Consider the following 25037-nt stretch of genomic DNA (forward strand, 5'->3'; position numbering starts at 1 on the left):
ATTTTATGGCCATGTCTTAATATAGCGGACGGTTTCTGTCATATCATGTACACCAGTGATCGTTGGGACCAACTGGGATATAACTCTGTTCCAACGAACCAGAGGTGCAGTTGTTACATAAACAATATCATAGGGTTCTAATTGAAACTCGGTACCTAAAACCATAGCTGAAGCATCTTGTGCATTTAGCTGATATATATTCGCGATTTTACCTTTCTTATCACCTTGTAATTGGCGAATCACAAAAATTCCAGTAGCATCACTCATTGATTGTGAAATACCTTCAGAGTTCCCTATGGCTTCTGCGAGTGTCATTCCGCTTCGGTCCATTTTAAGCGTGCTTTGTTTTCCTACCTCACCCATCACAAATACTTTGAGTTCGTCATTTCGTGGGATAAACAAAATATCGCCTGGGAATAATAAATGGTTTTGAGTTAAATCTCCTTTTTGCATTAATGCATAGAGTGAGATTTTTTTATCTTTCCCATTATGGGTAAGTACAACGTTACGCCAATCTGCATCAGGGGCAAGTCCACCAGCAGCATTGATAGCATCCATTACCGTTAATGGAATGTTTGTAATTGCTTGTTTCCCAGAATTTGTAACCTCACCTGTTACATATACTTTCTGAGACCGAAAGGCTGCTATACTTACATCAACTTGTGGGCTTTCAATATATGTTGTAAGTCTATTCGCTATATCCTGTCGCACTTGGCTCAATGTTTTTCCAGCTACTAATACTTTTCCAATATAAGGATAGAAAATCGTCCCATCAGAATTTACCCAGTTCCCCGTATCACTCGCGCTACGATATTGGCCTGCAGGAGTAGTTAATTCAGGGTGATCCCAGACCGTTACCATCAAGACGTCGCCAACACCAATTCGGTACTCATAACTTTTCAATAAATTATCTAACTGCGGATTTGGTCGCGCCATTACAGTTTCGGGACGAAGTTGATCCACTAAACCCGGAGTTAATGGATAAACATTCACCAGTTTATCCAAATCGTAGTCGCTATCCGGTAACTCAACGACGTTCTTACGCAGACTATTTAACCCCTGTCCCGGCATAATGGTACAGCCTGATAAAAAGCCTATTGCTAATGCCAATGCCGAAAATCGAACAATTTTTTTCTTCATAATGTCACATCATCAGTAAACCAAAAGTTTCTAATCCCCAAACAACAGTCTATTTCCAGAAGCTGTGTTAAGGCTATAAATTAAAGGGAATTTCAATCCCGGCGCTTGCGCCTACATCATCGCTATCATTATGGTTCGCATCGGTATACCAGAGAGAAGTGTTCAGTCGTACCGATTTGTACACGTCGCCACTCCAGCCCAGCTGCACACCTTTTAATGTATCCGAACGAGGAAACGCCTTGTTGATTGACTGATTTTCTGGGTTAACCTTCGCATACGCTAAACGCGCGCTCCAGCGCTGATTATCCTCTGTCACCAGTTCAACTTTACCCGCAAAGAGTTGGCCATCCCCTCCCATAGCATCACCGAGTGAGTAACCTTGCTGGTAGTAGCCATCTTTATAGATATGGTGCGTATAGCTATAGTTGGTGCGGCTCATGTTCGATCGGGTATCGTGAGCTTCCAGATACCAGTTGATGGCATCTTTACCCCAACCGTGGTGGCCTTCGACTCCACCAAGGAACATATTCGCTGAAGGTAAAAAGCCGGATTCATCTTCGCCAATCATTTGACCGTATAAGCTGACCGGCAGGCCCAGCGTAGGTTCCAGTTTCAACTTAAAGTCAAAACCAGCAAGCTGGTTGCCCGGTTCATTGGGATCGTTTGCTTCGGTATTATCTTTACCCGTCAGGCCGTCCCAAAAATTACTAAACGACTCGGGTCTGCCCTCCCCTCCCCACTGCATAATGCGCGATGCGCCAAGCTCAAGTGACTGGAAGGGGGAAAAAGTCAGACGACCACCGATAATCTTGGTATGCGGTACGGCGGTATATTGATTCATCTGGCTGGCGGAGATCTGATACTGCCATGGGCCGATCCAGCGCAGCCACCAGGTTTCTGGCGCGGCCTGTTCAGCACGCTGCATCAAAAAGCCGGTCATCGGACGGGCAGCATCACCGCGAATCAGGCTGCCTTCGTAACCTGGCCCCCACCACTGCGGCATCTGTCCAAAGGAAAGCCACTGGTTCCAGAACTTAACCGCCCCGTAGGCGCCGTTAGCATTAAAACGTGAACCATTGCTGATGCGTTCGTCGCCCTCAACGTTTCCCTGCAGGTGAACATCCCACCACTCGCCGCTGTTATTGAAGGCTAACGATAAAGAGCTGTCAGCAGGCTGATTCTGACCAAATCCCTGCGGGGTGCCGGGCTTATCCGTTGAGGTATAGCCGCTGACCCGAAAATCAGCTTTCAATGAGTCGAGGCGCTGGTTGATTCGCGCCAGAACCACCTGTTCGGATGAATAAGAGGGTTTTGCTTTCTTTAGTGCCCGATTAATCTCTTCCTGACTTAACGGCCAGGTCGACAGGCTGAGATGAATAACGCCGCGGTCGGAGAGCCACGCCAGATCGTTGCGCAGTTCGTTGTCGTTCATTACCAACCCGGAGGCATAGGCAAGTGAGCTGGCAGAAGTAAGCAGCCCTAGTGCGAGTGCGATTCGCGCGATTTTTATCATTGTACAAGATCCATTTTAAGCCCCGTTTCCGCAAGCTGGCGCGACAAGGGGAACACTGATAGATGCAGCGCCCTCTGACGCCAACCTTTGGTATGTTCGGTCTGCAGATTTTGTCCGGAGAAAACGAAAGCATGTGTTATGAATCACATACCAACAGACGTTTTCATCATACGGCTCTACCTGCAGTACTCAATGTATGCGAAATTGTTATTGAAGGCCATTCCATCGCGCATCATACCCGCAGTTTCCTCTTGCCAGCCCTCCAGAACCTTCTCTGAGGTGGCGACAAACTCGCAATTATATACAGGTTATGAAGATAATCACCTGGATGAAGGCCACTTTAGGAATTTCGGTCGCATGAAATGAGATGTGATATGCAGAAAATGCCAGCCCGCAGGTACGCTACCGCCCTTGGCTTAACAGCTACCAATGCACTGTACTTCTTTCCATATAATTTCAACCGCCGGATTCAGGTGAATCGGCGATTAATCCATCAAAGCAATCAATTTCGCGGCCATAAGTTTACGAGATTCTGCCCTCAATTGGGAGTCTAATCTCGAATTATTAGCGACGTCGCGAACGGCATGAACCATAACGACGATAACGTTATTGTTTGACACTAAACGTCTAAAACGGCGATCGGCACCAAACAGCAACTTAATCTCAACATTATGATTTCATTAACTTTTTACCACAAAAACAGTGTTGGTTTAGTTTCGAATTAATTATGGTTAGTCAACTACAAAATTTAATAGTAAAAAGAATTATGCCAGTGTGTTGTTATCATTAATAAATTCGATATTTAGCCAGAGAACTTATTTAGGAAACATCCTGGCTGATTATCATTGTGCTAATTATTGCGCAGAATGCCGTATCACCAATTTATTTCATGAATATGAAATAGTGCTTATGAAGGCTTTTTCACCCCATCATTTCACACTGACTATATTGTGAACACATCACGCGCCTGTCTGAATTCATGACCTTTCCCGATCGCCTCTGCGTCAGTAAAAGCGCTTGTGCAGATCGGCCCGGGTAAAAGGTTTCTCCAGCGGACCAAGCTTCACTGCGATCTCACCCAGAAGAGATTGCGTTGGCGCCTTAGCGCCGGTATTCAACAGCAGAGCCGGGATGATGACCACGCTTGCCAGCCCTCCCCATGATAACTGCGCTGTATGAGTGCCGCGGGTGCGCGACTGCAGCAGCAGAAACAATGCGCTGCCTGCGGTTCCCAGCAGTAAACCGGCAATCACTTCAGACGTTGAATGAGCGTGGATCACCAGGCGGGAATAGCCGACCAAACCGGCTAATGCATAACCAAATACGACAGAAGTAATACGAAGAGCTGGTGTAGCACGCGCGCACAGCAGCCATAAGAGAATTGGCCAGAAAGCTGAAGATAATGCGGTGTGCCCGCTAAAGCCGGTGAAGTCCAGCTCGCGAATCCCAATACCCCAACCCATAAATGCCAGTTTTGATGCGCAGACAATGGCGCCAGTGATGCCGAACAGCAGCGCCCAGTGCCAGGCGACCTGCTTTGAATCTTTGCGCAGAAAAAGAACGATAAACAACACGGCCGCACTGGGTAACAGTACGGTGCTATCGCCAAAAAAAGTGACAACCTGCCAGTTCATTTACCTTTCATCCTTTGACGATCTCTCCAGTCCGTAACGTCATTTCCGCGACATTTATGTGGGCATACACAATCAGTCACTTCACATTTATATGCATGCATGACCGTTGTTTAATGCGCAAACATGATCTCAGTCAAGTTTTATTTTTGTCTGACAACTTGACTCAGGGCTATTTACATAAGAAAAATCTTAGTAAGTAATTATCAGCAAAGATGAAATTTTGCTAGCCACACCATTTCACCATGCGACATGTTATTCGACTACCAGAAGTCTCCGAACCTTTACCGCACTTTTCAACGATACAATATAACAAAGCAAAATCTAACCCTTTGTTTTTCTATACAAGCCTTAAAGCGTGACGTATTGTATTAAAAAGAGTAAACGGTCCCGAATCCCTGAGTTCATCATCAGATCATGCGAACCGCTTACCTTCGTACGCTTAGGTTGCTGATGGCAAAATTACGCTAACAGCTTCTTAATGCTCTCGCGGAATTTTGCGCCTTCTTTATGGTTACGCAGACCATAATTAACAAAGGCCTTCATATAGCCCATTTTTTTCCCGCAGTCGTAGCTCTCGCCAGTCATCAACATCGCATCAACCGACTGCTTTTTCGCCAGTTCAGCAATGGCGTCGGTTAACTGAATACGGCCCCATGCGCCGGGTTCAGTACGCTCCAGCTCCGGCCAAATATCAGCAGAAAGCACATAGCGCCCTACTGCCATCAGGTCTGAATCCAGCGTTTGCGGTTCATCAGGTTTTTCGATGAACTCGACGATGCGCGCCACCTGACCCGCCGTTTCCAGCGCGTCTTTGGTCTGAATGACCGAGTACTCGGAAAGATCGCCTTCCATACGTTTTGCCAGAACCTGGCTACGACCTGTTTCATTGAAACGCGCGACCATAGCGGCAAGGTTATAGCGCAGCGGATCGGCGCTGGCATCATCAAGGATGATATCCGGCAGCACCACCACAAACGGGTTATCGCCAATCAGCGGGCGCGCGCAAAGAATGGAGTGACCTAAACCCAGCTGCTGACCCTGGCGCACGTTCATAATCGTTACGCCTGGCGGGCAAATAGCCTGTACCTCGGCCAGAAGCTGACGTTTGACGCGCTGCTCCAGCAGCGCTTCCAGTTCATAGGAGGTGTCGAAATGGTTTTCCACCGCATTCTTGGATGAATGGGTAACCAGCACAATTTCCTTGATGCCAGCAGCTACAATTTCATCAACAATGTACTGCACCATAGGCTTGTCGACGATCGGCAGCATCTCTTTCGGAATGGCCTTGGTGGCGGGCAACATGTGCATCCCTAGTCCTGCTACCGGTATAACTGCTTTCAAACTCACCATTTTCATATCCACCCGTATGGTTATTAATCTTTAGTTCCTGTCAGATTGTATGTATCACTGGCATTTATCCATGATGATACACGCTTGATACCTGCCATACTGTCCGTCAAATTCTGAAATTACACGCTGAATTTAAGAATACACGTAAAATCTACAGACCAATAGGTCGATTTAAGAAAATTCTTAAACGCACTTTAACAGACATTATTACTCATACTTACAAAGACTTATGTCAGCTATCTATCAGCTATTAACCATAAGACGGCGTAATGACATTCATCGCTGGTCCATCATTTCCCATTTGATACCTTGTTATCTTTCAACAAGAGTTGACACAGAACAAGTGACTGCAAAAAATCATAAATTTAGCCAAAATAATCGCTTATATTGAATATAAAATTATTTCGCACACAAAAACGGCTAAATTTCAGGGAAACAGGCGATATCCTTGACTTCAACCCCAGTGGCGGCCATTCCCATATAGACCCGGCATATGCTGCAGGCGATTAATAGTCTTCACTATGGCTTTTTTTGTTCTGCATCACATATAACCCTCACAATATCGTCCAGCAAAAATTGATCTGCCGCAAGCCACGACATTAAGTAGTATAAAAATCTAAATTCCAGGAAAGTGCTGTTATATACATCAAATCTATTGATAGAGTTTTCCATTGCCCGTGTGCTCAATCCAGGTTTTCTGCGCCGATATTCTGCGCGACCGCTTCGCTTACATCCATAAAACCTGCTTTTCATCCGGCAGATGCTGGCGGTTGTTATTGATGAAAATTCGCACCAGAGCAAATAAGTAGAACCCTATAAGCTTATGGTTAAATAAGGTTATATTCTGAACAACTGATTATATTAATAGCGGGACTCATCGGCGCGCGGATTTTGACCGCGAGCAAATCGCCGCAGAAAATATTGCATTTTAACTATAGCTTATCCATGATCTGTACATGGCACTCTTAGGTTGTAAAGGTTTTAACTAAATATGGAATGGATTGCCGACCCCTCGATCTGGGCCGGGCTCATAACGCTTGTCGTTATTGAGCTGGTACTTGGTATTGATAATCTGGTCTTTATCGCCATTCTCGCGGAAAAACTTCCCCCCGCTCAGCGAGACCGCGCGCGCGTCACCGGCCTGCTGCTGGCAATGGTAATGCGTCTGCTGCTGCTGGCGTCAATCTCCTGGCTGGTGACGCTCACCAAACCGCTGATTACCTGGCACGATCTGAGCTTTAGCGCTCGCGATCTGATCATGCTGTTTGGCGGTTTATTCCTGCTTTTCAAAGCCACCGTTGAGCTTAATGAACGGCTGGAGGGGAAGGACAGCAATAATCCCACTCAGCGCAAAGGCGCGAAATTCTGGGGAGTGGTCGCGCAAATCGTGGTGCTGGACGCCATCTTCTCCCTCGACTCGGTTATTACCGCGGTCGGCATGGTTGACCATCTGGCGGTGATGATGGCGGCGGTAATTATTGCCATTAGCCTGATGCTGATGGCCAGTAAAGCCCTGACCCGCTTCGTTAACAGTCATCCAACCATCGTCATTCTCTGTCTCAGCTTCCTGCTGATGATTGGTTTTAGCCTGATTGCCGAAGGCTTCGGCTTTCCTATTCCTAAAGGCTACCTGTACGCAGCGATTGGCTTCTCGGTCATGATCGAGTCCTTTAATCAGCTGGCGATTTTTAACCGCCATCGTTTTCTTTCGGCCAACTTGACGCTGCGTCAGAGAACGACTGAAGCGGTAATGAGTCTGTTGAGCGGCCGCAAGGACAATAGCGAGCTGGATAGCGATACTGCCTCGCTGGTTGCCGACCGTGACGATAACCCGCTGTTTAATCCTCAGGAACGGCGGATGATTGAGCGGGTTCTGAATCTCAATCAGCGCACCGTCAGCAGCATAATGACCTCGCGCCATGATATTGAACATATTGACCTCAGCGCTCCGGAAGAAGAGATTCGCGCCTTACTCGACAAAAATCAGCATACCCGCCTGGTGGTAACCGGCGGCAATGATGACGAAGATATGCTCGGCGTCGTGCACGTGATCGATCTTCTGCAACAATCGCTGCGTAATGAACCGCTCGATCTGCAGGCCCTGATCCGTCAGCCGCTGGTGTTCCCGGAAACGCTGCCGCTGCTTCCTGCGCTGGAGCAGTTCCGTAAAGCCCGAACCCATTTTGCCTTTGTGGTCGATGAGTTCGGTTCCGTAGAGGGGATAGTAACGCTCAGCGACGTGATGGAGACCATCGCCGGTAATCTGCCTAATGAAGTGGAAGAGATAGACGCTCGCCACGATATTCACAAAAACAGTGACGATAGCTGGACGGTTAATGGACATATGCCGCTGGAAGATTTGGTCCAGTACGTGCCCCTGCCGCTGGATGACAAGCGGGAATACCATACCGTCGCCGGTCTGCTGATGGAGTATCTGCAGCATGTTCCGCAGGAAGGTGAAGAGGTGAATATTGACGGTTACGTTCTGCGAACGCTGCAGGTAGAGAGCCATCGCGTGCAAAAAGTGTTGATTGTGCCGCCGGCGCAGGAAGAAGATGAACTGGACTATGAAGTGTAGCGCCTTCATATGTGAAGTTTAAAAAGCCGGGCGAAAGGTAACGTAACAAAACGGTGGCTGATAGTGCGCTGAAATTAAAGCCGGGTGGCGGCTGACGCTTAACCCGGCCGACAAAGGGCCATCAGCTTTCGCAGGCTGGCGCACCGGAGTGTAGCCCGGCAATTTCATAATGCAGATGATGCTTTAATAAGGCGCCCCAGTTTATGCCGGGCGGCGGCTGGCGCCTTACCCGCCCGATAAAGAGTGATACCTTTCCCGAACTTGACGCGAATCCTCAATACCCCGTGACCGCTGCCAGGCTCAGAGCTTGTCGAGCAGCTTTTTCACATCCTTACCATCCTGGGTATCTTTATTGCGTTCGACCCATTCATTAAGCCGCTTTTTAGCTTCATCCTGCAACTGCTTACGCAGTATCTGATCCACCTGCAGGCTGTAGCTCAGCGTCTGCCAGTTGCCATAAATACGCAGAGGGATCGCGGTCTGTTTGAGACGGTCAATGAGCTTGCTCTCACCCTTCCAGCCGCCCAGAACCCGAACGTTGAAGCGCATATCGCACTCTTCTTTCAGCAGGTTAAGCTCGCCCTGACCGGTCAATGCCATGAGTTCAGACTGCCCCTGCAGACCCTTTAAGGTAACCAGTCCATTATTCAGCTGCAGCTCGGTACTGACGTCGTCGAGTCGGGTCGCGTTATCGTAATTTTCCTGGGCTTGAACGTTAGTACTGCGCTCGACGGCCTGCTGCACCAGCTGCTGGAAGTTAAGTCCTTCCGTGCGCGTATCCTTCATCTGAATTTGCGCCTGCCCCTGCCAGCTGCGGCGGAATTCATCAGCATCAATCTTGTCGCCGGAAAATTCGCCGGTCAGCGAAAGCTTGCCGGTGAGGTTAATCGAGTAATCAAACGCTTGCAGAATCGTGCCTATCTCAACGTTGTCGAGCTGAGGCTTAAACGAAGCATGCGGCGTCTCGCCGCGCGCGTCCAGCGAGCCGGGTAGCGAAAGCTGCCCGCCGTCCAGGTTCCCCTGCATTTGGCTGATGGTCAGCAGCCCCTGCTGGTTGCTGATATCGCTTTTAACCTGGGTAAAATTCATGCCCCGCCACTGCAGCTGGTCCGCCGCCAGGGTCATCCGCGCGTTAAAACCGCGCAGTGAGCTGTAGTCCCGCTGAAAATCGTTATCGGCAATCACTGGGCGGAGCTGCCGGGTCTGGCTTTGACCTTGCTGATTGACGCCATTATTGCTGGCTGCAGCGCCACGGGAAAGGAGGTTATCGAGATTCAGCGTGCCGGCATGAAGGTTAAGCGTCCAGTCAGGCCGATCGCCCAGCACAACGCTGCCGCTGCCGGTAATCGTGCTGCCGTTTGCTGTTACGTTCAGGTTATCGAAGCTGAGCTTTTTGGCATCTTCCAGCCAGCTCGCCTGCAGGCTGGCCTGGCCGCTCATCCCTTCCGGCGGGAGTTCTGCTCCGCGAAGCTGCCAGTTGAGCTGTGAAAAATCAGCCTTCAAAGAGTGAGGATAGTCGCCGCCCTGCACCCGGGCGGAGAAGGAGAGCGCCAAATCCCGCTGGTCGCGGTTCACCCGACCAGAAAAATCGACCGTCGCGCGATGGCTGTCATCCTGCTCCATCTGCAGACGGATATCGCGCACCGTAACCTGTTCGCCATCTTCATGCTGGAAGAAGAGCACGCTGTCGGCAATCTGCAGTTTTTCGACATCATATGACCAGCCGCGATCCTCCGGCACCTGAGGCAGCGTGTTGTCGTGCGGGACAACCGGCGCGCTCTGGCTACGTACGGCTTCGGTTTTTGAGGTCAGTTGGATCACCGCGCCTTTCAGCATCACCTGCTTGACCTGCAGCTGATGAGAAAGCAGCGGCAGCAGCCCGACGTCGAGGCGCATATTATCCGCGCGGATAACCGGCTCCTCCGCGCCCGGCGCGGTCAGCTTCATGCGGCCTGAAAGAATGCTGAGCTGCGGCCAGACGTGCCAGCGCAGCGGACCATCGAGTTCGAGCTGATAGCCGCTGCGATCCGCTACCTCTTTCACCATATAGGCGCGAAAATCGTTGGGGTTGACCAGCAATACCAGCGCGGTAAGACCGGCGACAACAACCGCCAGTAAGATCATCAGCGTGGTCAGAATTCGTCTCATGGCATCCTCAGCAAACCGCTAAAATTATCAATCCTTGTCGATTCGACTCGCTACCGCGCCCTGCTGATCGCGATATTTCGCGTCTTCGCGGCGGTTATAAGGACGTAGAGCCGGCCCGGATAAAGGCTCAAAGCTTAACGCCCCGATAAGCATCCCTGGACGCAGCGCCAGCGGCAGCTTACCTGAATTATAGAACTCAAGAACGATACAGCCGGACCAGCCCGGATCGATACGGTGTGCGGTCACGTGCACCATCAAGCCCAGACGCGCCAGCGAAGAGCGCCCGTCAAGCCAGCCGACCAGATCCGGCGGCAGAGTCACTGATTCATAGGTTACCGCCAGCGCCAGTTCGCCCGGATGCAAAAAGAACGCTTCGCCATCCGGCAGAACAATCTCTTCACTCATCACCCGGTCCAGCGCCGCGCTGACTTCCGCCTTAGGGCCGCTCAGGTCAATAAATCCCGCCGTGTGGCCGCGGAAAGTGCGAAACTTATTTCCCAGCCGAACATCGACCGTCGCGCCGTTAATGCGCTCAATGGGCGGGCGCGGATTAATGGCCAGCCGGCCCTCATCCAACCAGGCTTCTATATCTCGATCGCACAGACGCATGAACGTTCTCCTTTAAGGCATTGCGCCCCTACGCCTTCCGGGGATAAGGGCAAATTGGCTTCTCTTTGCACGTTACACAATTCGTTGGTGTTATTCAAAGAACTGACTGATTTTGGCCTTCAGTATATCGATGGCGATACGGTTCTTACCGCCGCGAGGCACAATAATATCGGCATACTGTTTGGAAGGATCGATAAATTGCAGGAACATCGGGCGCACCGTTTTCTGGTACTGCGCCATCACCGAATCCATTGACCGCCCGCGCTCGTTAACGTCGCGCTTGATGCGGCGCATCAAGCAGATATCCAGCGGGGTATCGACGAATATGGAGAAACTGAGTTCGTTGCGCAGGCGGGCATCGGTCAGCAGCAGAATCCCTTCCAGAATGATGACTTTCTTCGGTTCAATATGAATGGTTTCCGGCATACGGGTATGCTCAACGTAGCTATACACCGGCAGCTCTATCGGCTGGCCGTTTCTTAACATCTGTAAATGCTGAAACAGCAGACTATGATCCATGGAGCTCGGATGGTCATAGTTGGTTTTTACCCGCTCTTCCATCGACAGATGACCTTGATCCTTGTAATAGCTGTCTTCCGGAATAACGCCGATATGTTCATCGCCGACCTGTTCACGTAATTCACGATAAAGCGTACTGGCGATAAGGCTTTTGCCCGAAGCCGATGCGCCGGCGATGCCTATAATGACGCACTGATGAGACGTATCAGTCATAAATTTTTGCGACCTGATTAACCTGGGAATGTAGGAAGGGTGGCGGTTGACCGCCAAACGCCGCAATTATAGGGATTTCAGCGCGTCGATACCAGTGCTAAGCGCCGCTCGGGTCTATTCCGGCTCCGGCGACCAGCCTTCCGTATACCATATATGGAGTAAAGCGTAAGAGCGCCAGGGGTGCCAGCGACTGGCATAGCGCGCAATACGGGTCGGCGTCATACCAGGGAAACGCTGTTTAATCAGATAATCATCCGGCAGAAAGATATCCGGCGCCTGCCAGCCGCGCAGCGCGAAATAGTTGGCCGTCCAGCGGCCTATGCCGGGCAGCGTCTGCAGCTGCTTCATGCCGGCGTCGATATTATCCGGCGCCACCAGCGGGAGATCGCCGCTGATGGCCGCCCGCGCCAGGTGTACCAGCGCCTCCGCGCGCCGCAGGGGCATGCCCAGCGCCTTTAGCGCCAGCGGGTCGGCCTGCGCCAGCCTCTGCGCGCCGGGAAACAGGTAAAAACCCGGCGCGTCGGCCAGCGATTCTCCGAAGGCGGCCACCACTTTCCCGGTGAGCTTTGCCGCCATCGCCACGCTGACCAGTTGACCCAGCACCGCGCGTACCGCTTGCTCAAACGGGTCGAGAGAGCCCGGCAAACGCAGCCCCGGCCTCGGCCGCGCGAGCGCCCCCAGCGTCAGGGCAACCTGCTGCGGGTCACAGGATAAGTCCAACAATCTCCCCACCCGCATCAGGCACTCGTCCGCCACCGGCTGCAGTCCGGCGGAAAGCGTCACCCGCATGCCCTGCGCGGCCTCATCCGGCATCACCGTAATCAGCCCGGCGCAGCCATTAAGGGCAAAGCTGCGGCGATAGCCATCGTCGCCGAAGGTTTCAATCCCCTGCACCGCACGAGCGCCAAGAAAGCTGAACATCCAATGCCAGTCGTAGGGGGGATTCCAGGGTAGCAGCGTCATCATTTCTCCTTTTTAGCGTTTCAATCATAGCGGCTCCGCGCCGGACGCGCCTTGCTTTTAAATTCCAGTTGTCGCAGTGCCGTCGATCCGCTAAAGTCGCCCCCCTTCTTCACCGGCATGGGGATTTTGCAGGCTATGTATATTGGTTTTGACTACGGTACCGCTAACTGTTCGGTCGCGGTGATGCGCGAAAATACACCGCAGCTGCTGACGCTGGAAAACGGCAGTTCACTGCTACCGTCCATGCTTTGCGCGCCGACCCGCGAAGCGGTCAGCGAGTGGCTCTACCGCCATCATGACGTCCCGCCCAACGGTGATGAAAACCAGGCGCTGCTGCGCCGCGCGATAAGCTTCAATCGTGAGGAAGATATCGATGTACTCAGCAACAGCGTGCAGTTTGGCCTCGCTTCGCTGCATCAGTACGTTGACGATCCGGAAGAAGTTTACTTCGTGAAGTCGCCGAAATCGTTCCTCGGCGCCAGCGGGCTCAAGCCGCAGCAGGTTGCGCTGTTTGAAGATTTAGTCTGCGCCATGATGCTGCACATCAAACTCCAGGCGCAAACGCAGCTGCCGGACGCCATCGACCAGGCGGTTATCGGACGGCCGATTAACTTCCAGGGGCTGGGCGGCGATGACGCCAACGCCCAGGCGCAGGGAATTCTTGAGCGAGCGGCAAAGCGCGCGGGCTTTCGCGACGTCGTATTTCAGTTTGAGCCGGTCGCCGCCGGTCTGGATTTCGAAGCGACGCTGAGCGAAGAAAAACGCGTGCTGGTCGTCGATATCGGCGGCGGGACCACCGACTGTTCACTGCTGTTGATGGGGCCGCAGTGGCGGGAAAAAGCCGATCGCCAGCAAAGCCTGCTCGGCCATAGCGGCTGCCGCGTCGGCGGTAACGACCTGGATATCGCCCTGGCCTTTAAATGCCTGATGCCGCTGCTGGGCATGGGCGGCGATACGGAAAAAGGTATCGCGCTGCCGATTCTGCCGTGGTGGAATGCGGTGGCGATTAACGACGTTCCGGCGCAGACCGATTTTTACAGCGCCGCCAATGGTCGTCTGCTTAACGATTTGCTGCGCAGCGCCCGCGATAGCGAGAAGGTCGCGCTGCTGCTGAAGGTGTGGCGTCAGCGTCTTAGCTACCGTCTGGTGCGTAGCGCGGAAGAGAGTAAAATCGCCCTTTCCGCGCAGCCGACCGTGACAACCGATCTGCCGTTTATCAGCGATGAGCTGGCCACGGCTATCAGCCAGCAGGGGCTGGAAGCCGCGCTGGATCAGCCGTTAACCCGCATTATGGAGCAGGTTCAGCTGGCGCTGGATAACAGCAATGAGCAGCCGGATGTGATTTACCTGACCGGCGGCAGCGCTCGCTCGCCGTTGATTAAAAAAGCGCTGGCAGCCCATCTGCCGGGTATTCCGGTTGCCGGCGGCGATGATTTTGGATCGGTCACCGCCGGTCTGGCCCGCTGGGCGCAGGTGGTATTTCGTTAACCATCCGTTCCCGGACTACGGGACGCAGTGAGTTTGTTGCCCGGCTTAGCGCAGCGCGAGCCGGATTCACTCCCCCCGATTGCCGCCTCCTCTCAGCGCCCTTCGCGCCGCGAAACGTAATCCCGCCTCTTTTCACCGGTATAAATCTGCCGCGGGCGATAAATATTCAGCGGCGCTTCGTGCATTTCGTTCCAGTGCGCCACCCAGCCGAGCGTTCTGCCAACGGCGGTGATCACCACAAACATGGATGAAGGCAGCCCCATCGCTTTGAGGATCACCGCTGTATAGAAATCAACGCTCGGCGACAGGCCATTTTCCACGAAGTACGGGTCGGTCAGCGCCACCTCTTCGAGGGCCATCGCTACCTGCAATGGCATATCGCACATCCCCAGTTCCTCCAGCACCCGGTGACAGGTTTCGCGCAAAATAGCGGCTCGCGGGTCGAGGTTACGGTAGCGAGAGTTACCGAATCCGAGACGACGTAACGCCTGCGGGTCGCGTTTCGCTTTGCTCAGGAACGCAGGGATTTGATCAACGGTTTTAATCTCCTCCAGCATCCGCATACTGGCTTCATTAGCCCCGCCGTGGGTCGGCCCCCACAGCGAAGCGAGCCCTGCGGCGATACAGGCAAACAGGTTCGCCCCGGAAGAGCCCGCCGCCCGAACGGTGGTGGTTGATGCGCACTGGCCGTGATCGGCGTGCAGCACCAGGATCTGGTTCATCGCCTGTTCAATCACCGGATTCAGCTGGTACGGTTCCGCCGGGATGGCAAACAGCATATGCAGGAAATTGCCCGCATAAGAGAGATCGTTGCGTGGATACTGCGCCGGTTGCTCAATAGAGAACTTGTAGCTCATCGCCGCCAGCGTCGGCATTTTCGACAGCAAGCGGGTGGCGGCCAGAGCCCGGTGCTCCGGGTTTTCAACGTCCAGCACATCATGATAAAACGCCGCCAGCGTGCCGACCAGGGCGCACATTAAGGCCATCGGATGCGAGTCGCGGCGGAAGCTGCCGCACATCCGGGCAATCTGCTCGTGCACCAGGCTATGGCGGGTAATCGTATTTTTGAACACCTGATAGCTGGCTTCATCAGGCGCATCGCCCTGCAGCAGAATCCAGGCCACTTCAAGAAAGTCACACTGGCGAGCCAGCTGATCGACCGGATAGCCGCGGTGCAGCAGAACGCTGTTCTCGGTATCGATCCAGGAGATAGCCGACGTGCAGCCGGCGGTATTAGCAAAGCCGGGGTCGAAACTGCACAGGCCTGAAGACGCCAGCGGGCGGATATCCATGCCGAGGTGGCCCAGCGTTCCCGCCACCGTACCCAAAGGAATAGACTGCTGTTCATCCAAAGAAAGCGTTAGCGATTTCGTCGTCATCCTGTAAGGTCCCCTTCCACAACGAGTCAATGATTAACCTGGTCATTTCTCCAGGCGGAATAACCAACATAACCACAGTCGACCGCTGATTCTTTGATATAAATAACCAAAACATTGATAAACGACGGCTATTATTCATACTTAAGGAACGTCAGGGCGATTTTTCAACCGCATAAAATACGCATCTCTTGAAATTAGCTGCATCTAAATTCTGACATTCCGCCTGTGAATAATATTTTTACTTCATCAATGAGCAATATATAACCATATTTGTCTAATTTTTTGCGCCTGCAGGATTCGCGTCTCTAGACTTTGCGGCCCTGATTGCCTGAATGCGTTATTTATCACGGGTGGCCCGGCGGGCGTTGACGCCCCCGTGCGATCGCTGCCCCCTCGGCCCTGGCGACAGGTAGGGTTTATTACCATCATTTTTCCCGACATTCATTAAAGCTTAATATAAGCACCTGCTTTTATATGCGCTGATTAAATAATCTATTGCTAATGGTATATAACTCCATGCACCTTCACGGCAGCACATCATAAATCCCTATGCGCTGTTTGAATTTTCCTCTTGCTTATTATGACCCGCCCTCATACGTTAACATTGATTGCGAATCTTCTTACGGCAGGTCTGGCCAGTTACCCGGCTTGCAGATAACGCTGGAATAATATCTGCGGCACCAGCAGAATGCTGCGTTGTCCAGCCCTGTAATTTTATTTCCCGGATTCCGGAGAGTTGTCTGTGCCAGCCGCAGAGCCCCGGCGCGTTTATACCGTACGGATTGATTAGTCCATGCCGCAAGGGGGCGTAATTGAATCGTTTGTGCGCTTTTTTTGATGTTCTTCGCAGGCACCGTGGACCGCATTTCTGGGCATGGTGCAGCATCCTTATGGCCCTGCAGATGTGTACGCCGGCGCGCGCGGAAGTCCGTCAGCTGGGTATCGATATTCCCGTTGACTGGTACGCCGACGCCAGCGGCCAGATGTCCCTCGACGCCTTTCTTGCGCTACCGCAAGAGGCGCTAAAAACGGCGTCGCTGATCCCGTCGTTTGGGTATTCAAAAAAAACTTTCTGGCTGCGCACGTCACTCCCGGCGGCTTATTTTTCCGGCGAGCAGCGCTGGCTGCAGCTTGGCCCACCGTTTATCGATCGTTTAACCGTCTATTATCGCCTCTACGGCAGCGATAGCCCGTGGAAACAAAAAGAGTTTGGCGACCATGCCCCAGCCCGCGATAGCGACCTCGACTACCGCGAAAGCGTGCTGATTTTAGCGCCCCCGCCCACGAAGGCAGGCTACGAGATGGTCTTCCGTCTGCAGAGCAGCAGCACCCTGATCCTGCTGGCGACGCTCTCATCGCCGCAGGAATTCGTCCGTTCGGCCACCCTCGATACCGCTTTCTGGAGTTTCTATTTCGGTCTGGCGGTCATTGCCAGCGGCATCGCCCTGTGGCTTGCCGTTGCGCTGCGCCGACGTCTGCTGTGGGGGATCTGCCTGTTTTCGCTGAACTATCCGCTCGTCGCGGCCCTGCATGGCTACCCGGAATGGTTATTCGGCGACGCCCTTCTGCCGGTTCAGGATTACATGATTAGCTGCCTGTCGCTGGTAAGCTATGCCACCGCGCTGTGGCTGCATAGCGAGGTCTTCGATCTGAAGAAGAACATGCCGCGGCTGCATCAACTGCTGCTGGCGGCGATCGGCTTAAACATTGCGCTGCAAATCAGCATCCCGCTGGGATTTTACGGCCGGGCAATGCAAATTGAAGCGGGGATATTTTTTATCGCCTCCCCGGTGCTGTTGATCACCTCATGGATGCTGTGGCGGCGTAAAGCGGTTGATATGAATACGCTGTTGCTCGGGCTGCTGCCGCCGGTTTACGTGGTGTCAGCCGGGCTGGCCCTGCTCTCGGTACACGGCGTGATTCCGTTTCATACCAGGGTTTATTCCACCTGGCAGTATGCGCTGATCATCCATATCGTCACCGTCCTGATCATCGCCGTACTGCGGGTGCGGGCGGAAAACCGTACCCTGATGCGCAAGCAGCAGCTGGCGAGAGAGTTACAAATTGAACGCGAGGCCAGCTTCCACCAGCGCCAGTTTATGGGGATGGTGGCGCATGAGTTCAGAACGCCGCTGGCCATCCTCGAGGCGGCGCTGGAAAATCTGCGCCTGTGCCCCACAGTGTCCACGCAGAGCGCGCGCCTCGATCGTATGCAGCGAGCGACCACCCGCCTGGTGCAGCTCACCGATAATTGCCTCGCCGATGCCCGGCTTTCCTCCAGAGACCTGCAAGCCGACCGGCAGAATGCGGAGCTGCTGCCGGTTATCTATACCGCCGCCACGGTAGTGGATCTGTCGCTCAATCATTATTTACATGTCATCTGCGAAGGGCAAACTGTCGGGCCGCAATCGCCTTCGCCGGTGCTGTTTATTGATAGCGGGCTGCTGTGTATTGCGATCGCTAATCTGCTCGATAATTCAGTCAAATATTCGGCATCAGGTGAAATAAGAATCGAGATTTATCGCCTGCAAAAAGGGTTTGAAATACGCATTGGCGATCGCGGCCCCGGCATTGCGCCTGAACAGGTTGAGCATATTTTTGAGCGCTATCGACGCGGCGAAACCCATACGACCACGCCAGCCGGCACCGGCCTGGGTCTGTACGTCGCCCGACAAATTATACAGGCCCACGGGGGGGAGCTGTGCCTGGCGAAAAATACCGCTGACGGGTGCGAATTTGCGCTCACACTGCCGCTGGATGGACAGCAGAAGGACAAATCATGACATTACGCGTCGCTATCGTTGAAGATAGCGCTGATTTACTCGACGAACTGCTGGCCTTTTTACGCCATCGCGGCTTCGATGCATGGGGCGTGCGCAGCGCTGAAGCCTTCTGGCGGCAGCTGCATCGCGATCCGGTTGATATCGTGCTCATCGACATCGGTTTACCGGGAGAAGACGGATTTAGCGTGCTGGATTATCTGCATGAAATTGGCCATTTCGGACTGGTCGTCATCACCGCCAGAGGCCATGAGCAGGATCGCCTGCAGGCGCTGAACGCCGGCGCCGACCTGTATCTCATCAAGCCGGTCAACTTTTCCGACCTCGCGGAGAGCATTCACGCGCTTGGCGCCCGTCTCCGCCAGCAATCCGCGCCCCAGCCCACCGCGCCGACGATATCAGCGGAACGGTCAGCCTCTTCCACCTGGATATTACAAAGCGAACAGTTGATTGCGCCATCGGGGCTGATCCTGCCGCTAACGCAGCAGGAGTACCGTCTGCTGGAACTGTTAATGCGCAACCGCAATGAAGTGTGCAGCAAAGTTGACCTGCACGCCTCTCTGTTCACCGATGAAGGCGAACCGGAACTGCACCGGATCGATGTCGTCGTCAGCCGCTTGCGCCACAAGGCCCGCCTTCAGGGCATGGCCCTGCCGATTCGCGCTATTTTTGGCAAAGGTCTGGCGTTTCTTTCCTGATATTTGCCGACCCGGCCTCACCAGGCATTGCATCTTTGCGGCGGCGTCATGGCGGATAGTTTTTCATTCCTCCGCCTCTTGATCACTTTTTTTCAGTTTTTGAGAGGAATGAGAGAAATGAGACTGACAGCATATTAAGAATTTTCTTACATTGACATGGCATCGGGAGCGTACCGATTCAAAGCGTCCTCAGGCTAACCGGCTGTGGCCAGATTCAGCACAGCCTGAACGCTGGCCGCCCGCTGTACGCTGTCCGTTCGCCTGTGCCAGCACGGTTTAAAGAAGAGAATAAAAATATTCTCGTGCCTGGGATGTACATTTTTAACACCTGAAAATTTAATTAAAGGATATCCATCATGGCCATGCAAACATGGTTAGCCTTATTACTGTGCATATTTTGCCTCTGCGTTTCGGTATATAGTCTTATTTCTTATATCCGCGACAGGAGAAAACAGAAATTTCCGTTTTCAGCCAAGCACTCTTCGCGCAGAAAATAACTCAGGCGACACCAATAATAAATTATCTGCACAGTAACAATCACCGCATACGCCCGGAGGATTGATCGCAACATGGCGTTATGTTGATTTACAGGGAACTAGCGCCATGAAAAAAATAAACATCGCAATCAATACCAGCAACACTTTTCTGCGGCAATCGCTGGCTTCCATGGTCAATGAGCTCACCCGCCGCGACGGTCATCTGCACGTCAGCTTTTCGTATAAGAAAAATGATTTTTTTGATAAGGATATTATTATCGCCGAGGTTCTCCCCGGTGAAATCTACCTGTGTAATACCAGTCTAAAAAATCGCAAATCAGATAGCTCAGTTATTATACTGCACAGCTACGACCAGCTCCCGGAGCAGGAACTGATTGTTAACTGCCTGAAAGGGGTTATTTTCGTGTCGATAAAATTAGTTAATATTGACAGGATGTTGGCCATCCTTGCCCAGGAGCTAAGAAAGTGCGAAGGTCTGGTTCTGGCCCGGCGGGCCGACTCGGCGATAGTCTGCAGCAACTGCCCGCACAAAATGCTGTCAAAATCGCAGGTTGCCGTCGCCTCCGGAATTATTCATGGCTTTGATATCAGTAAAATCTCCGCCCTGCACAAAGTCACGCCCAAAACCATCACCTGGCACAAAAGTAAAATCATGGAAAAATATCGCCTCAATAACCATTATGACTTTTTCCAGTTTATTAATTTGTTAAAAGAGCGCTGGTAAACCCGCGAATATGCCGGAACTGAGTAACACTATGCGCGATAAAATTAGGAATTTGACGGCTTGTAAGGGTCGGGAATCCGAAAAAATATCAGTGAGATGAAAAATATCTACTCTGGTGTTACGCGCAGCAGTAACATGATCTGGTTCCTTGATATGAAAATACCGTAGCGTGTTTTTAGCCATAAGAAAAACGTCTTTATCGAGGAATCTGTTACTTCGTCACATTGCCCCTTGCGTGCCTGTTAGGGGCCTCTTTTTTATGACGAAGCGCGCCCCCGTCAGAGAGGGCGCACGACGATCAGGCCTCGACCTGCTGAGCCGCGGCTTCTTCTTCCGCGACCTCTTCCTGCAACAGACCTTCATTTTTTGACAGCATCGCCGTCGCGATCCCATTCCCCAGCACGTTAATCGCGGAACGCCCCATATCGAGAAAATGGTCAATACCCATCAGCAGCAAAATACCCGCCACCGGAATATTGAAGCTCGGGATGGTCGCGGCCAGCACCACCAGCGCCGAGCGCGGCACCCCGGCAATTCCCTTTGATGCCAGCATCAGGGTCAGCATCATCACGGTGATCTCGCTAAAGCTCAGATGAATATTGTAGGCCTGAGCGATAAACATCGCGGCAAACGAGCAGTACACCATCGAGCCGACGAGGTTAAAGGAGTAGCCGATGGGCAGTACGAACGACGCGATATTACGCGAGCAGCCGAACTCCACGAGGCGCTCAAGGGTCTTCGGATAGGCAGCTTCTGAGCTGCTGGTGGTAAACGCCACCAGTACCGGATCTTTCAGCATATTAAGCAGGCGAAAAACCTCTTTTTTCAGCACCATATATCCCACCGCCAGCAGCACCATGCTGGTCAGCAGCACTGCAACGTAGTAACCGCCGATGAACGAAGCATAGTTAAGCAGGATCCCCAGCCCCTGCGAGGCGATAACCGAAGAGATGGCGGCAAAAATCGCCAGCGGTGCCACGTACATCACGTACCCGGTGACCTTCAGCATAATATGGGAAACCACGTTCAGGGCCGCCACCAGCGGAGCGTTGAATTTCTCCCCCAGCGACGCTCCGGCAATGCCGAAGAACATTGAGAACACCACGATTTGCAGAATTTCGTTGTTGGCCATCGCTTCGGTAATGCTGGTCGGAATAGTATGCGTCAGAAAGCCTTTCAGGCTCATCCCGCTCACCGCCAGGCCGGTATCGACCGACTCTTTCGGAATTGCCAGATTCAACCCGGCGCCGGGGTGCTCAAGGGTAACAATCACCAGCCCAACCAGAATGGAGAGAATTGAAGAGGTAACAAACCATACCATGGCTTTACCGCCGACCCGCCCAATGGTAGCCGTTTCGCCAAGCCGCATAATGCCGACGGTGAGCGTACTGAAGACTAATGGCGCAATCACCATTTTAATCAGGCGCAGGAACACGTCGGTCAGCAGCGTAATATTTTCAGACCATGCGGTTATGGTTGTTTGCGCGGCGTATGCGTGAATGGCCGCGCCGGAGAGGATCCCCAACAGCATAAAGATAACGATGAACAGCGTGAGTTTGTTTGCACTTGCCACAAAAATTAACCCCTGATTTATTTAACGTGTTGTTATCAATGTGCATATATTTTATTTATTGGAGCACACCAAACATTCATCACATAAATTGAATAAAAGCAGACGGGGTTACAACTCTTTTTTTGGTTTTTATAGTAAAAGTTGATGTGCTCGTTGACGTGCATCAAGCAAGTTCATTCCGCCACGGCCGACGGCGGGCAAAAATACGCTCAGGGATGCTGTCCGCTTACATCGCCAGCCCGCCGCCGCCACTGAACGGCTGCTCGCCGGCGATTTTCATTATTTCCGCCCCCAGCGTGACAAACGGCGCCCGCCGGCTGGCATAAATCAGCCCGCCCGATCTCGGCCGCACCGCTTTGACCATATCGGTCAGCGGGTCGATGATTTCCGCGACGACATCGTCGGCGCTGACCCATTCGCCCGGCTGTTTTAGCGGCACCAGGATGCCGGTCGCCGGCGCGGTGACAATCTCCCCGGCAGCAAACGGCAGCATCACCGTTTCCTGCTGCGGCACCGCAGGCTTGTCGCCCGCCAGCACGCCGCGGTACTGCAGATAACGGTAAATACGTTCGGCGTCGTCGCAGGCGGTAGCGTGATTCACCTCGTGCTGGCCGCGCAGCTCGACGGTCACCGCCATACAGCCGGGCTGCTGCGGGCCCCACGCCGGGTTTAGCGCGCTCAAACGCTGCCACGGCAGGCCGCAGGCCTCATCAAACGAGTTGCCCCCGCTCTCCTGGGACAGCAGCACGGCGCCAATACCGAGAAAAGCCGCCAGTACGTTCGCCTCGCGTTGCCAGGCCGGATCGGCGTAAAGGTGCAAAATCGCCTGGTCATCGCAATGGAGATCGAGCACCAGATCGGCATCGCAGGCGAGGCTCAGCAGATGTTGACGCAGGGCCTGAACCTCGCTTGCCACGGGAAGCGCCGCCAGCGCCTTCTGCATGGCATCGCGCACCTGCTGGAGATATTCGGCGCGCGTAGCGGGCGATTCCGCGGGTAGCCAGGGCTGCGCCAGCGCCGCCAGATCGGGAAAGTCGCGGTTGAAATTGCGCCCGCTCGCCAGATCGAAACGGCCAATGCCGCTGTTAAGCAGCAGCTGAGCCAGCCCCGGCGGATTGGCTACCGGCACCATAATAATTTCACCGCGCAGCTCGCCCCGTCGTTCCGCCTGGCTGAGTAATCTTTTAAGATAATGCAGAACCAGCATGCCCGGAATTTCATCGGCGTGCAGCCCCGCCTGCAGATAGACTTTCTCGCCGGCGCCGGGCGCGCCGAAATGAAAATGGCTTAATTGCCGCTGCCCACCGAGCGCATGTTGAGGTAATGTATCGTGTTTAATTTTCATTGGACGTCCCATCTGTGGAAAAGAAAACCCGGCTTGACCGTATCGATCATAAGATCCTTGAAATCCTGCGCCGGGATGGCCGCATTTCTTATCAGAAGCTCTCGGAGCAGGTAAATCTCACCGCGCGTCCATGTCTGGAACGCGTGCGCGGCCTCGAGCGTGACGGCATCATTCGCGGCTACAGCGCCATTATCGAACTGCCCGAGCCGGAGCATGCGTTTGTGGTGCAGGCGCAAATCGCCCTGGCCGACCACGGCCGCTCGCAGCCGGTGTTTGAACAGGAGATGCGCCAGACGCCCGAAGTGCTGGACTGCTGGCTGGTAAGCGGCAGCTTCGACTTTCTGGTACGCATCGGCTGTCGCAGCATGACGCACTATTGCCAGCTGGCGGATAGCTGGCTGACCAGTAAAAAGTTTCACGTTGATAAAATCGTTACTCTGACCGAACTCCAGGCGATTAAGCGCTCCTGATTAGCCGCGACGGATAAACGCCAGCCAGCGCCGTTCGGCGCGGGAAAAGGCGAAAATCAGCAGAAAGGTGCACAGGAGATAGAGCGCCGCGGCCATCAGAAACGGAATAAACGGCGACCAGGTCATGGCGTAGAACGCGCGGGCCACGCCGGTAATATCCAGCAGGGTTACCGTGCTGGCCAGCGAGGTGGCGTGGAGTAAAAAGACCATTTCATTATTCAGCGCCGGGATCCCACGTCTGAGCGTCGCGGGCAGCACCAGACGACGAATAATCTGCCATTTCCCCATCCCGTAGGCTTCTCCGGCAACCCACTCCTGACGGGGAAAGGTCAGCATCATCCCCGCCAGCAGCTCCGCGACGTAAGCGGAGGTGTTCAGCACCAGCGCCAGCGTGGCGCAGAAAGTCGCATCGCGAAACAGCAGCCAAAACGGCTGCTCGTTCATCCAACCCGTCTGCACGATATCGAACTGCGACAGGCCGTAGTAAATCAGCATCAGTTGCAGATAGAGCGGCGTGCTGCGGAAAAAATACGTAAAACCACGGATGGGCAGCGCCAGCGCGCGCGGGCCGTACACCTGCCCCACCGCCATCGCAATCGCCAGCGCCATCCCGGGAACGATGGAGAGCAAAAACAGCTCCGCCGTTATCGCCAGCCCGCTGGCGGCGCCGTTGCCGTCGCTCCAGATAAAGCTCGGGATCGCATCGAGAAAGGTTTGCAGATTCATAGCGCGGCCCCCGCCGTGGAAGAACGCAGCGCATAACGCTTCGCCAGGCGGCTAAACAACCAGCTGGAGAGCGCGGTAATGACCATATAAATCAGGGAAACCAGGAAATAGAAGAGGAACGGTTTCTGCGTGGCGCGCCCGGCCTGCTCGGCCAGCCATACCATGTCCTCCAGGCCCAGGATCGACACCAGCGCCGACGCTTTCATCAGCCCCAGCCAGTTATTATTGATCCCGGGAATCGCGAAGCTCAGCATCTGCGGCAGCATCACCCGGCGAAATACCGTCCACGGGCGCATTCCGTAGGCCTGCGCGGCTTCGATTTGCCCACGATCGACGGTCAGAAATGCGCCGCGAAAGGTCTCGGTGTAATAGGCGCCGAACACAAAGCCAATCGCCAGCACGCCGGAAAAAAAGGTATTGAAGCGCACCGGCCCCAGCCCCACCGCTGCCAGCAGCAGGTTAACCAGCATCTCGCCGCCGAAAAACAGCAGTAGCATAATCACCAGCTCGGGAATACCGCGTACCAGGGTGGTGTAGGCGGTGGAAAACAGGCGCAGCCACGGCGGGCCAAAGAGTTTAACCAGCGAGTTGATCAGGCCCAGCAGCAGCGCGACCAGCAATGAGCAGAGCATCACGCACAGCGAAAGCGCCGCGCCGCGTAACAGTAAGGGTAAATAGTCTGCGACCATG

Annotated in this window: 20 protein-coding genes; 7 read left to right on the top strand and 13 right to left on the bottom strand. The window is 53.5% G+C overall.

Annotation, left to right across the window (positions count from 1 at the left end; all coding sequences use genetic code 11):
- Positions 1-3 precede the first annotated feature (3 nt).
- The 4 genes from IAE27_RS11425 to galF form a co-directional block, all read right to left on the bottom strand.
- Positions 4-1140, bottom strand: a complete 1137-nt coding sequence (locus IAE27_RS11425) for a polysaccharide export protein (RefSeq protein ID WP_032726404.1) — start codon at positions 1138-1140, stop codon at positions 4-6.
- 73 nt (positions 1141-1213) lie between these two features.
- Entirely contained in the window at positions 1214-2653 is a 1440-nt protein-coding gene (locus IAE27_RS11430) for a capsule assembly Wzi family protein (RefSeq protein WP_023321292.1), read from the bottom strand.
- Between the two features lie 1004 nt (positions 2654-3657).
- Positions 3658-4287 (bottom strand): phosphatase PAP2 family protein, encoded by a 630-nt coding sequence (locus IAE27_RS11435; RefSeq protein ID WP_200092441.1) that lies wholly within the window; start codon positions 4285-4287, stop codon positions 3658-3660.
- A 459-nt stretch (positions 4288-4746) separates the two neighbouring features.
- Positions 4747-5643, bottom strand: a complete 897-nt coding sequence (gene galF / locus IAE27_RS11440) for a UTP--glucose-1-phosphate uridylyltransferase GalF (protein ID WP_049592957.1) — start codon at positions 5641-5643, stop codon at positions 4747-4749.
- 985 nt (positions 5644-6628) lie between these two features.
- Here galF and IAE27_RS11445 point away from each other — a divergent pair.
- Positions 6629-8215: a TerC family protein gene (locus IAE27_RS11445; RefSeq protein ID WP_004103710.1), complete on the top strand. Its 1587-nt coding sequence runs from the start codon at positions 6629-6631 to the stop codon at positions 8213-8215.
- Positions 8216-8515: 300 nt separating this feature from the next.
- Here IAE27_RS11445 and asmA read toward each other — a convergent pair whose 3' ends face one another.
- From asmA to alkA, 4 genes are all read right to left on the bottom strand, one after another.
- Positions 8516-10363 carry an outer membrane assembly protein AsmA gene (gene asmA, locus IAE27_RS11450; RefSeq protein WP_115239405.1) on the bottom strand — a complete coding sequence of 616 codons (1848 nt, stop codon included), beginning with the start codon at positions 10361-10363 and terminating at the stop codon, positions 8516-8518.
- A gap of 27 nt (positions 10364-10390) precedes the next feature.
- A complete protein-coding gene (gene dcd, locus IAE27_RS11455; RefSeq protein WP_004103714.1) occupies positions 10391-10972 on the bottom strand; it encodes a dCTP deaminase in 582 nt (193 codons plus the stop codon).
- A 90-nt stretch (positions 10973-11062) separates the two neighbouring features.
- Positions 11063-11704 carry a uridine kinase gene (gene udk, locus IAE27_RS11460; RefSeq protein ID WP_004103715.1) on the bottom strand — a complete coding sequence of 214 codons (642 nt, stop codon included), beginning with the start codon at positions 11702-11704 and terminating at the stop codon, positions 11063-11065.
- Positions 11705-11818: 114 nt separating this feature from the next.
- Positions 11819-12667 carry a DNA-3-methyladenine glycosylase 2 gene (gene alkA / locus IAE27_RS11465; RefSeq protein ID WP_115239404.1) on the bottom strand — a complete coding sequence of 283 codons (849 nt, stop codon included), beginning with the start codon at positions 12665-12667 and terminating at the stop codon, positions 11819-11821.
- 135 nt (positions 12668-12802) lie between these two features.
- On the opposite strand from alkA, the gene yegD reads away from it, so the two are divergent.
- Positions 12803-14155: a molecular chaperone gene (gene yegD / locus IAE27_RS11470; RefSeq protein WP_024274463.1), complete on the top strand. Its 1353-nt coding sequence runs from the start codon at positions 12803-12805 to the stop codon at positions 14153-14155.
- Positions 14156-14247: 92 nt separating this feature from the next.
- On the opposite strand, the gene IAE27_RS11475 is transcribed toward yegD, so the two are convergent.
- Entirely contained in the window at positions 14248-15534 is a 1287-nt protein-coding gene (locus IAE27_RS11475) for a citrate synthase (protein WP_004113987.1), read from the bottom strand.
- A gap of 812 nt (positions 15535-16346) precedes the next feature.
- Between IAE27_RS11475 and IAE27_RS11480 the strand changes: the two genes are divergently transcribed.
- From IAE27_RS11480 to IAE27_RS11495, 4 genes are all read left to right on the top strand, one after another.
- Positions 16347-18317: an ATP-binding protein gene (locus IAE27_RS11480; protein WP_181879908.1), complete on the top strand. Its 1971-nt coding sequence runs from the start codon at positions 16347-16349 to the stop codon at positions 18315-18317.
- On the top strand, positions 18314-19012 hold the full coding sequence (locus IAE27_RS11485; RefSeq protein WP_004103720.1) for a response regulator transcription factor: 699 nt from the start codon (positions 18314-18316) through the stop codon (positions 19010-19012). The genes IAE27_RS11480 and IAE27_RS11485 overlap by 4 nt, the downstream gene beginning before the upstream one ends.
- Positions 19013-19368: 356 nt before the next feature.
- A complete protein-coding gene (locus IAE27_RS11490; protein WP_004200439.1) occupies positions 19369-19509 on the top strand; it encodes a small membrane protein in 141 nt (46 codons plus the stop codon).
- A 106-nt stretch (positions 19510-19615) separates the two neighbouring features.
- Positions 19616-20233, top strand: coding sequence for a helix-turn-helix transcriptional regulator (locus tag IAE27_RS11495; protein ID WP_004103721.1), 618 nt, complete (start codon positions 19616-19618; stop codon positions 20231-20233).
- A gap of 298 nt (positions 20234-20531) precedes the next feature.
- Here IAE27_RS11495 and IAE27_RS11500 read toward each other — a convergent pair whose 3' ends face one another.
- Together IAE27_RS11500 and IAE27_RS11505 are read right to left on the bottom strand one after the other, a co-directional pair.
- Positions 20532-21806 carry a dicarboxylate/amino acid:cation symporter gene (locus IAE27_RS11500; protein ID WP_004113990.1) on the bottom strand — a complete coding sequence of 425 codons (1275 nt, stop codon included), beginning with the start codon at positions 21804-21806 and terminating at the stop codon, positions 20532-20534.
- Between the two features lie 226 nt (positions 21807-22032).
- A complete protein-coding gene (locus IAE27_RS11505; RefSeq protein WP_115239401.1) occupies positions 22033-23151 on the bottom strand; it encodes a succinylglutamate desuccinylase/aspartoacylase family protein in 1119 nt (372 codons plus the stop codon).
- 14 nt (positions 23152-23165) lie between these two features.
- On the opposite strand from IAE27_RS11505, the gene IAE27_RS11510 reads away from it, so the two are divergent.
- The gene (locus tag IAE27_RS11510; protein ID WP_064372571.1) at positions 23166-23621 is read left to right on the top strand and encodes an Lrp/AsnC family transcriptional regulator; all 456 of its coding nucleotides are present in this window, start codon (positions 23166-23168) and stop codon (positions 23619-23621) included.
- On the opposite strand, the gene IAE27_RS11515 is transcribed toward IAE27_RS11510, so the two are convergent.
- Positions 23622-24347, bottom strand: a complete 726-nt coding sequence (locus tag IAE27_RS11515; protein WP_016809225.1) for an ABC transporter permease — start codon at positions 24345-24347, stop codon at positions 23622-23624.
- On the bottom strand, positions 24344-25036 hold the full coding sequence (locus tag IAE27_RS11520; RefSeq protein ID WP_004113996.1) for an ABC transporter permease: 693 nt from the start codon (positions 25034-25036) through the stop codon (positions 24344-24346). The genes IAE27_RS11515 and IAE27_RS11520 overlap by 4 nt, the downstream gene beginning before the upstream one ends.
- Position 25037 lies beyond the last annotated feature (1 nt).

It is taken from the genome of Klebsiella sp. S69 (genome assembly GCF_016516145.1).
Lineage (GTDB): Bacteria > Pseudomonadota > Gammaproteobacteria > Enterobacterales > Enterobacteriaceae > Klebsiella > Klebsiella oxytoca.

Excerpts from the sequence above, each read along its gene's own strand:
- IAE27_RS11430 (WP_023321292.1), bottom strand. The coding sequence starts at position 2,653 with ATGATAAAAATCGCGCGAATCGCACTCGCACTAGGGCTGCTTACTTCT.
- galF (WP_049592957.1), bottom strand. The coding sequence starts at position 5,643 with ATGAAAATGGTGAGTTTGAAAGCAGTTATACCGGTAGCAGGACTAGGG.
- IAE27_RS11520 (WP_004113996.1), bottom strand. The coding sequence starts at position 25,036 with ATGGTCGCAGACTATTTACCCTTACTGTTACGCGGCGCGGCGCTTTCG.
- alkA (WP_115239404.1), bottom strand. The coding sequence starts at position 12,667 with ATGACGCTGCTACCCTGGAATCCCCCCTACGACTGGCATTGGATGTTC.
- IAE27_RS11475 (WP_004113987.1), bottom strand. The coding sequence starts at position 15,534 with ATGACGACGAAATCGCTAACGCTTTCTTTGGATGAACAGCAGTCTATT.
- IAE27_RS11435 (WP_200092441.1), bottom strand. The coding sequence starts at position 4,287 with ATGAACTGGCAGGTTGTCACTTTTTTTGGCGATAGCACCGTACTGTTA.
- asmA (WP_115239405.1), bottom strand. The coding sequence starts at position 10,363 with ATGAGACGAATTCTGACCACGCTGATGATCTTACTGGCGGTTGTTGTC.
- yegD (WP_024274463.1), top strand. The coding sequence starts at position 12,803 with ATGTATATTGGTTTTGACTACGGTACCGCTAACTGTTCGGTCGCGGTG.
- IAE27_RS11505 (WP_115239401.1), bottom strand. The coding sequence starts at position 23,151 with ATGAAAATTAAACACGATACATTACCTCAACATGCGCTCGGTGGGCAG.
- IAE27_RS11485 (WP_004103720.1), top strand. The coding sequence starts at position 18,314 with ATGACATTACGCGTCGCTATCGTTGAAGATAGCGCTGATTTACTCGAC.
- IAE27_RS11445 (WP_004103710.1), top strand. The coding sequence starts at position 6,629 with ATGGAATGGATTGCCGACCCCTCGATCTGGGCCGGGCTCATAACGCTT.
- IAE27_RS11490 (WP_004200439.1), top strand. The coding sequence starts at position 19,369 with ATGGCCATGCAAACATGGTTAGCCTTATTACTGTGCATATTTTGCCTC.
- IAE27_RS11515 (WP_016809225.1), bottom strand. The coding sequence starts at position 24,347 with ATGAATCTGCAAACCTTTCTCGATGCGATCCCGAGCTTTATCTGGAGC.
- IAE27_RS11495 (WP_004103721.1), top strand. The coding sequence starts at position 19,616 with ATGAAAAAAATAAACATCGCAATCAATACCAGCAACACTTTTCTGCGG.
- IAE27_RS11425 (WP_032726404.1), bottom strand. The coding sequence starts at position 1,140 with ATGAAGAAAAAAATTGTTCGATTTTCGGCATTGGCATTAGCAATAGGC.
- dcd (WP_004103714.1), bottom strand. The coding sequence starts at position 10,972 with ATGCGTCTGTGCGATCGAGATATAGAAGCCTGGTTGGATGAGGGCCGG.
- udk (WP_004103715.1), bottom strand. The coding sequence starts at position 11,704 with ATGACTGATACGTCTCATCAGTGCGTCATTATAGGCATCGCCGGCGCA.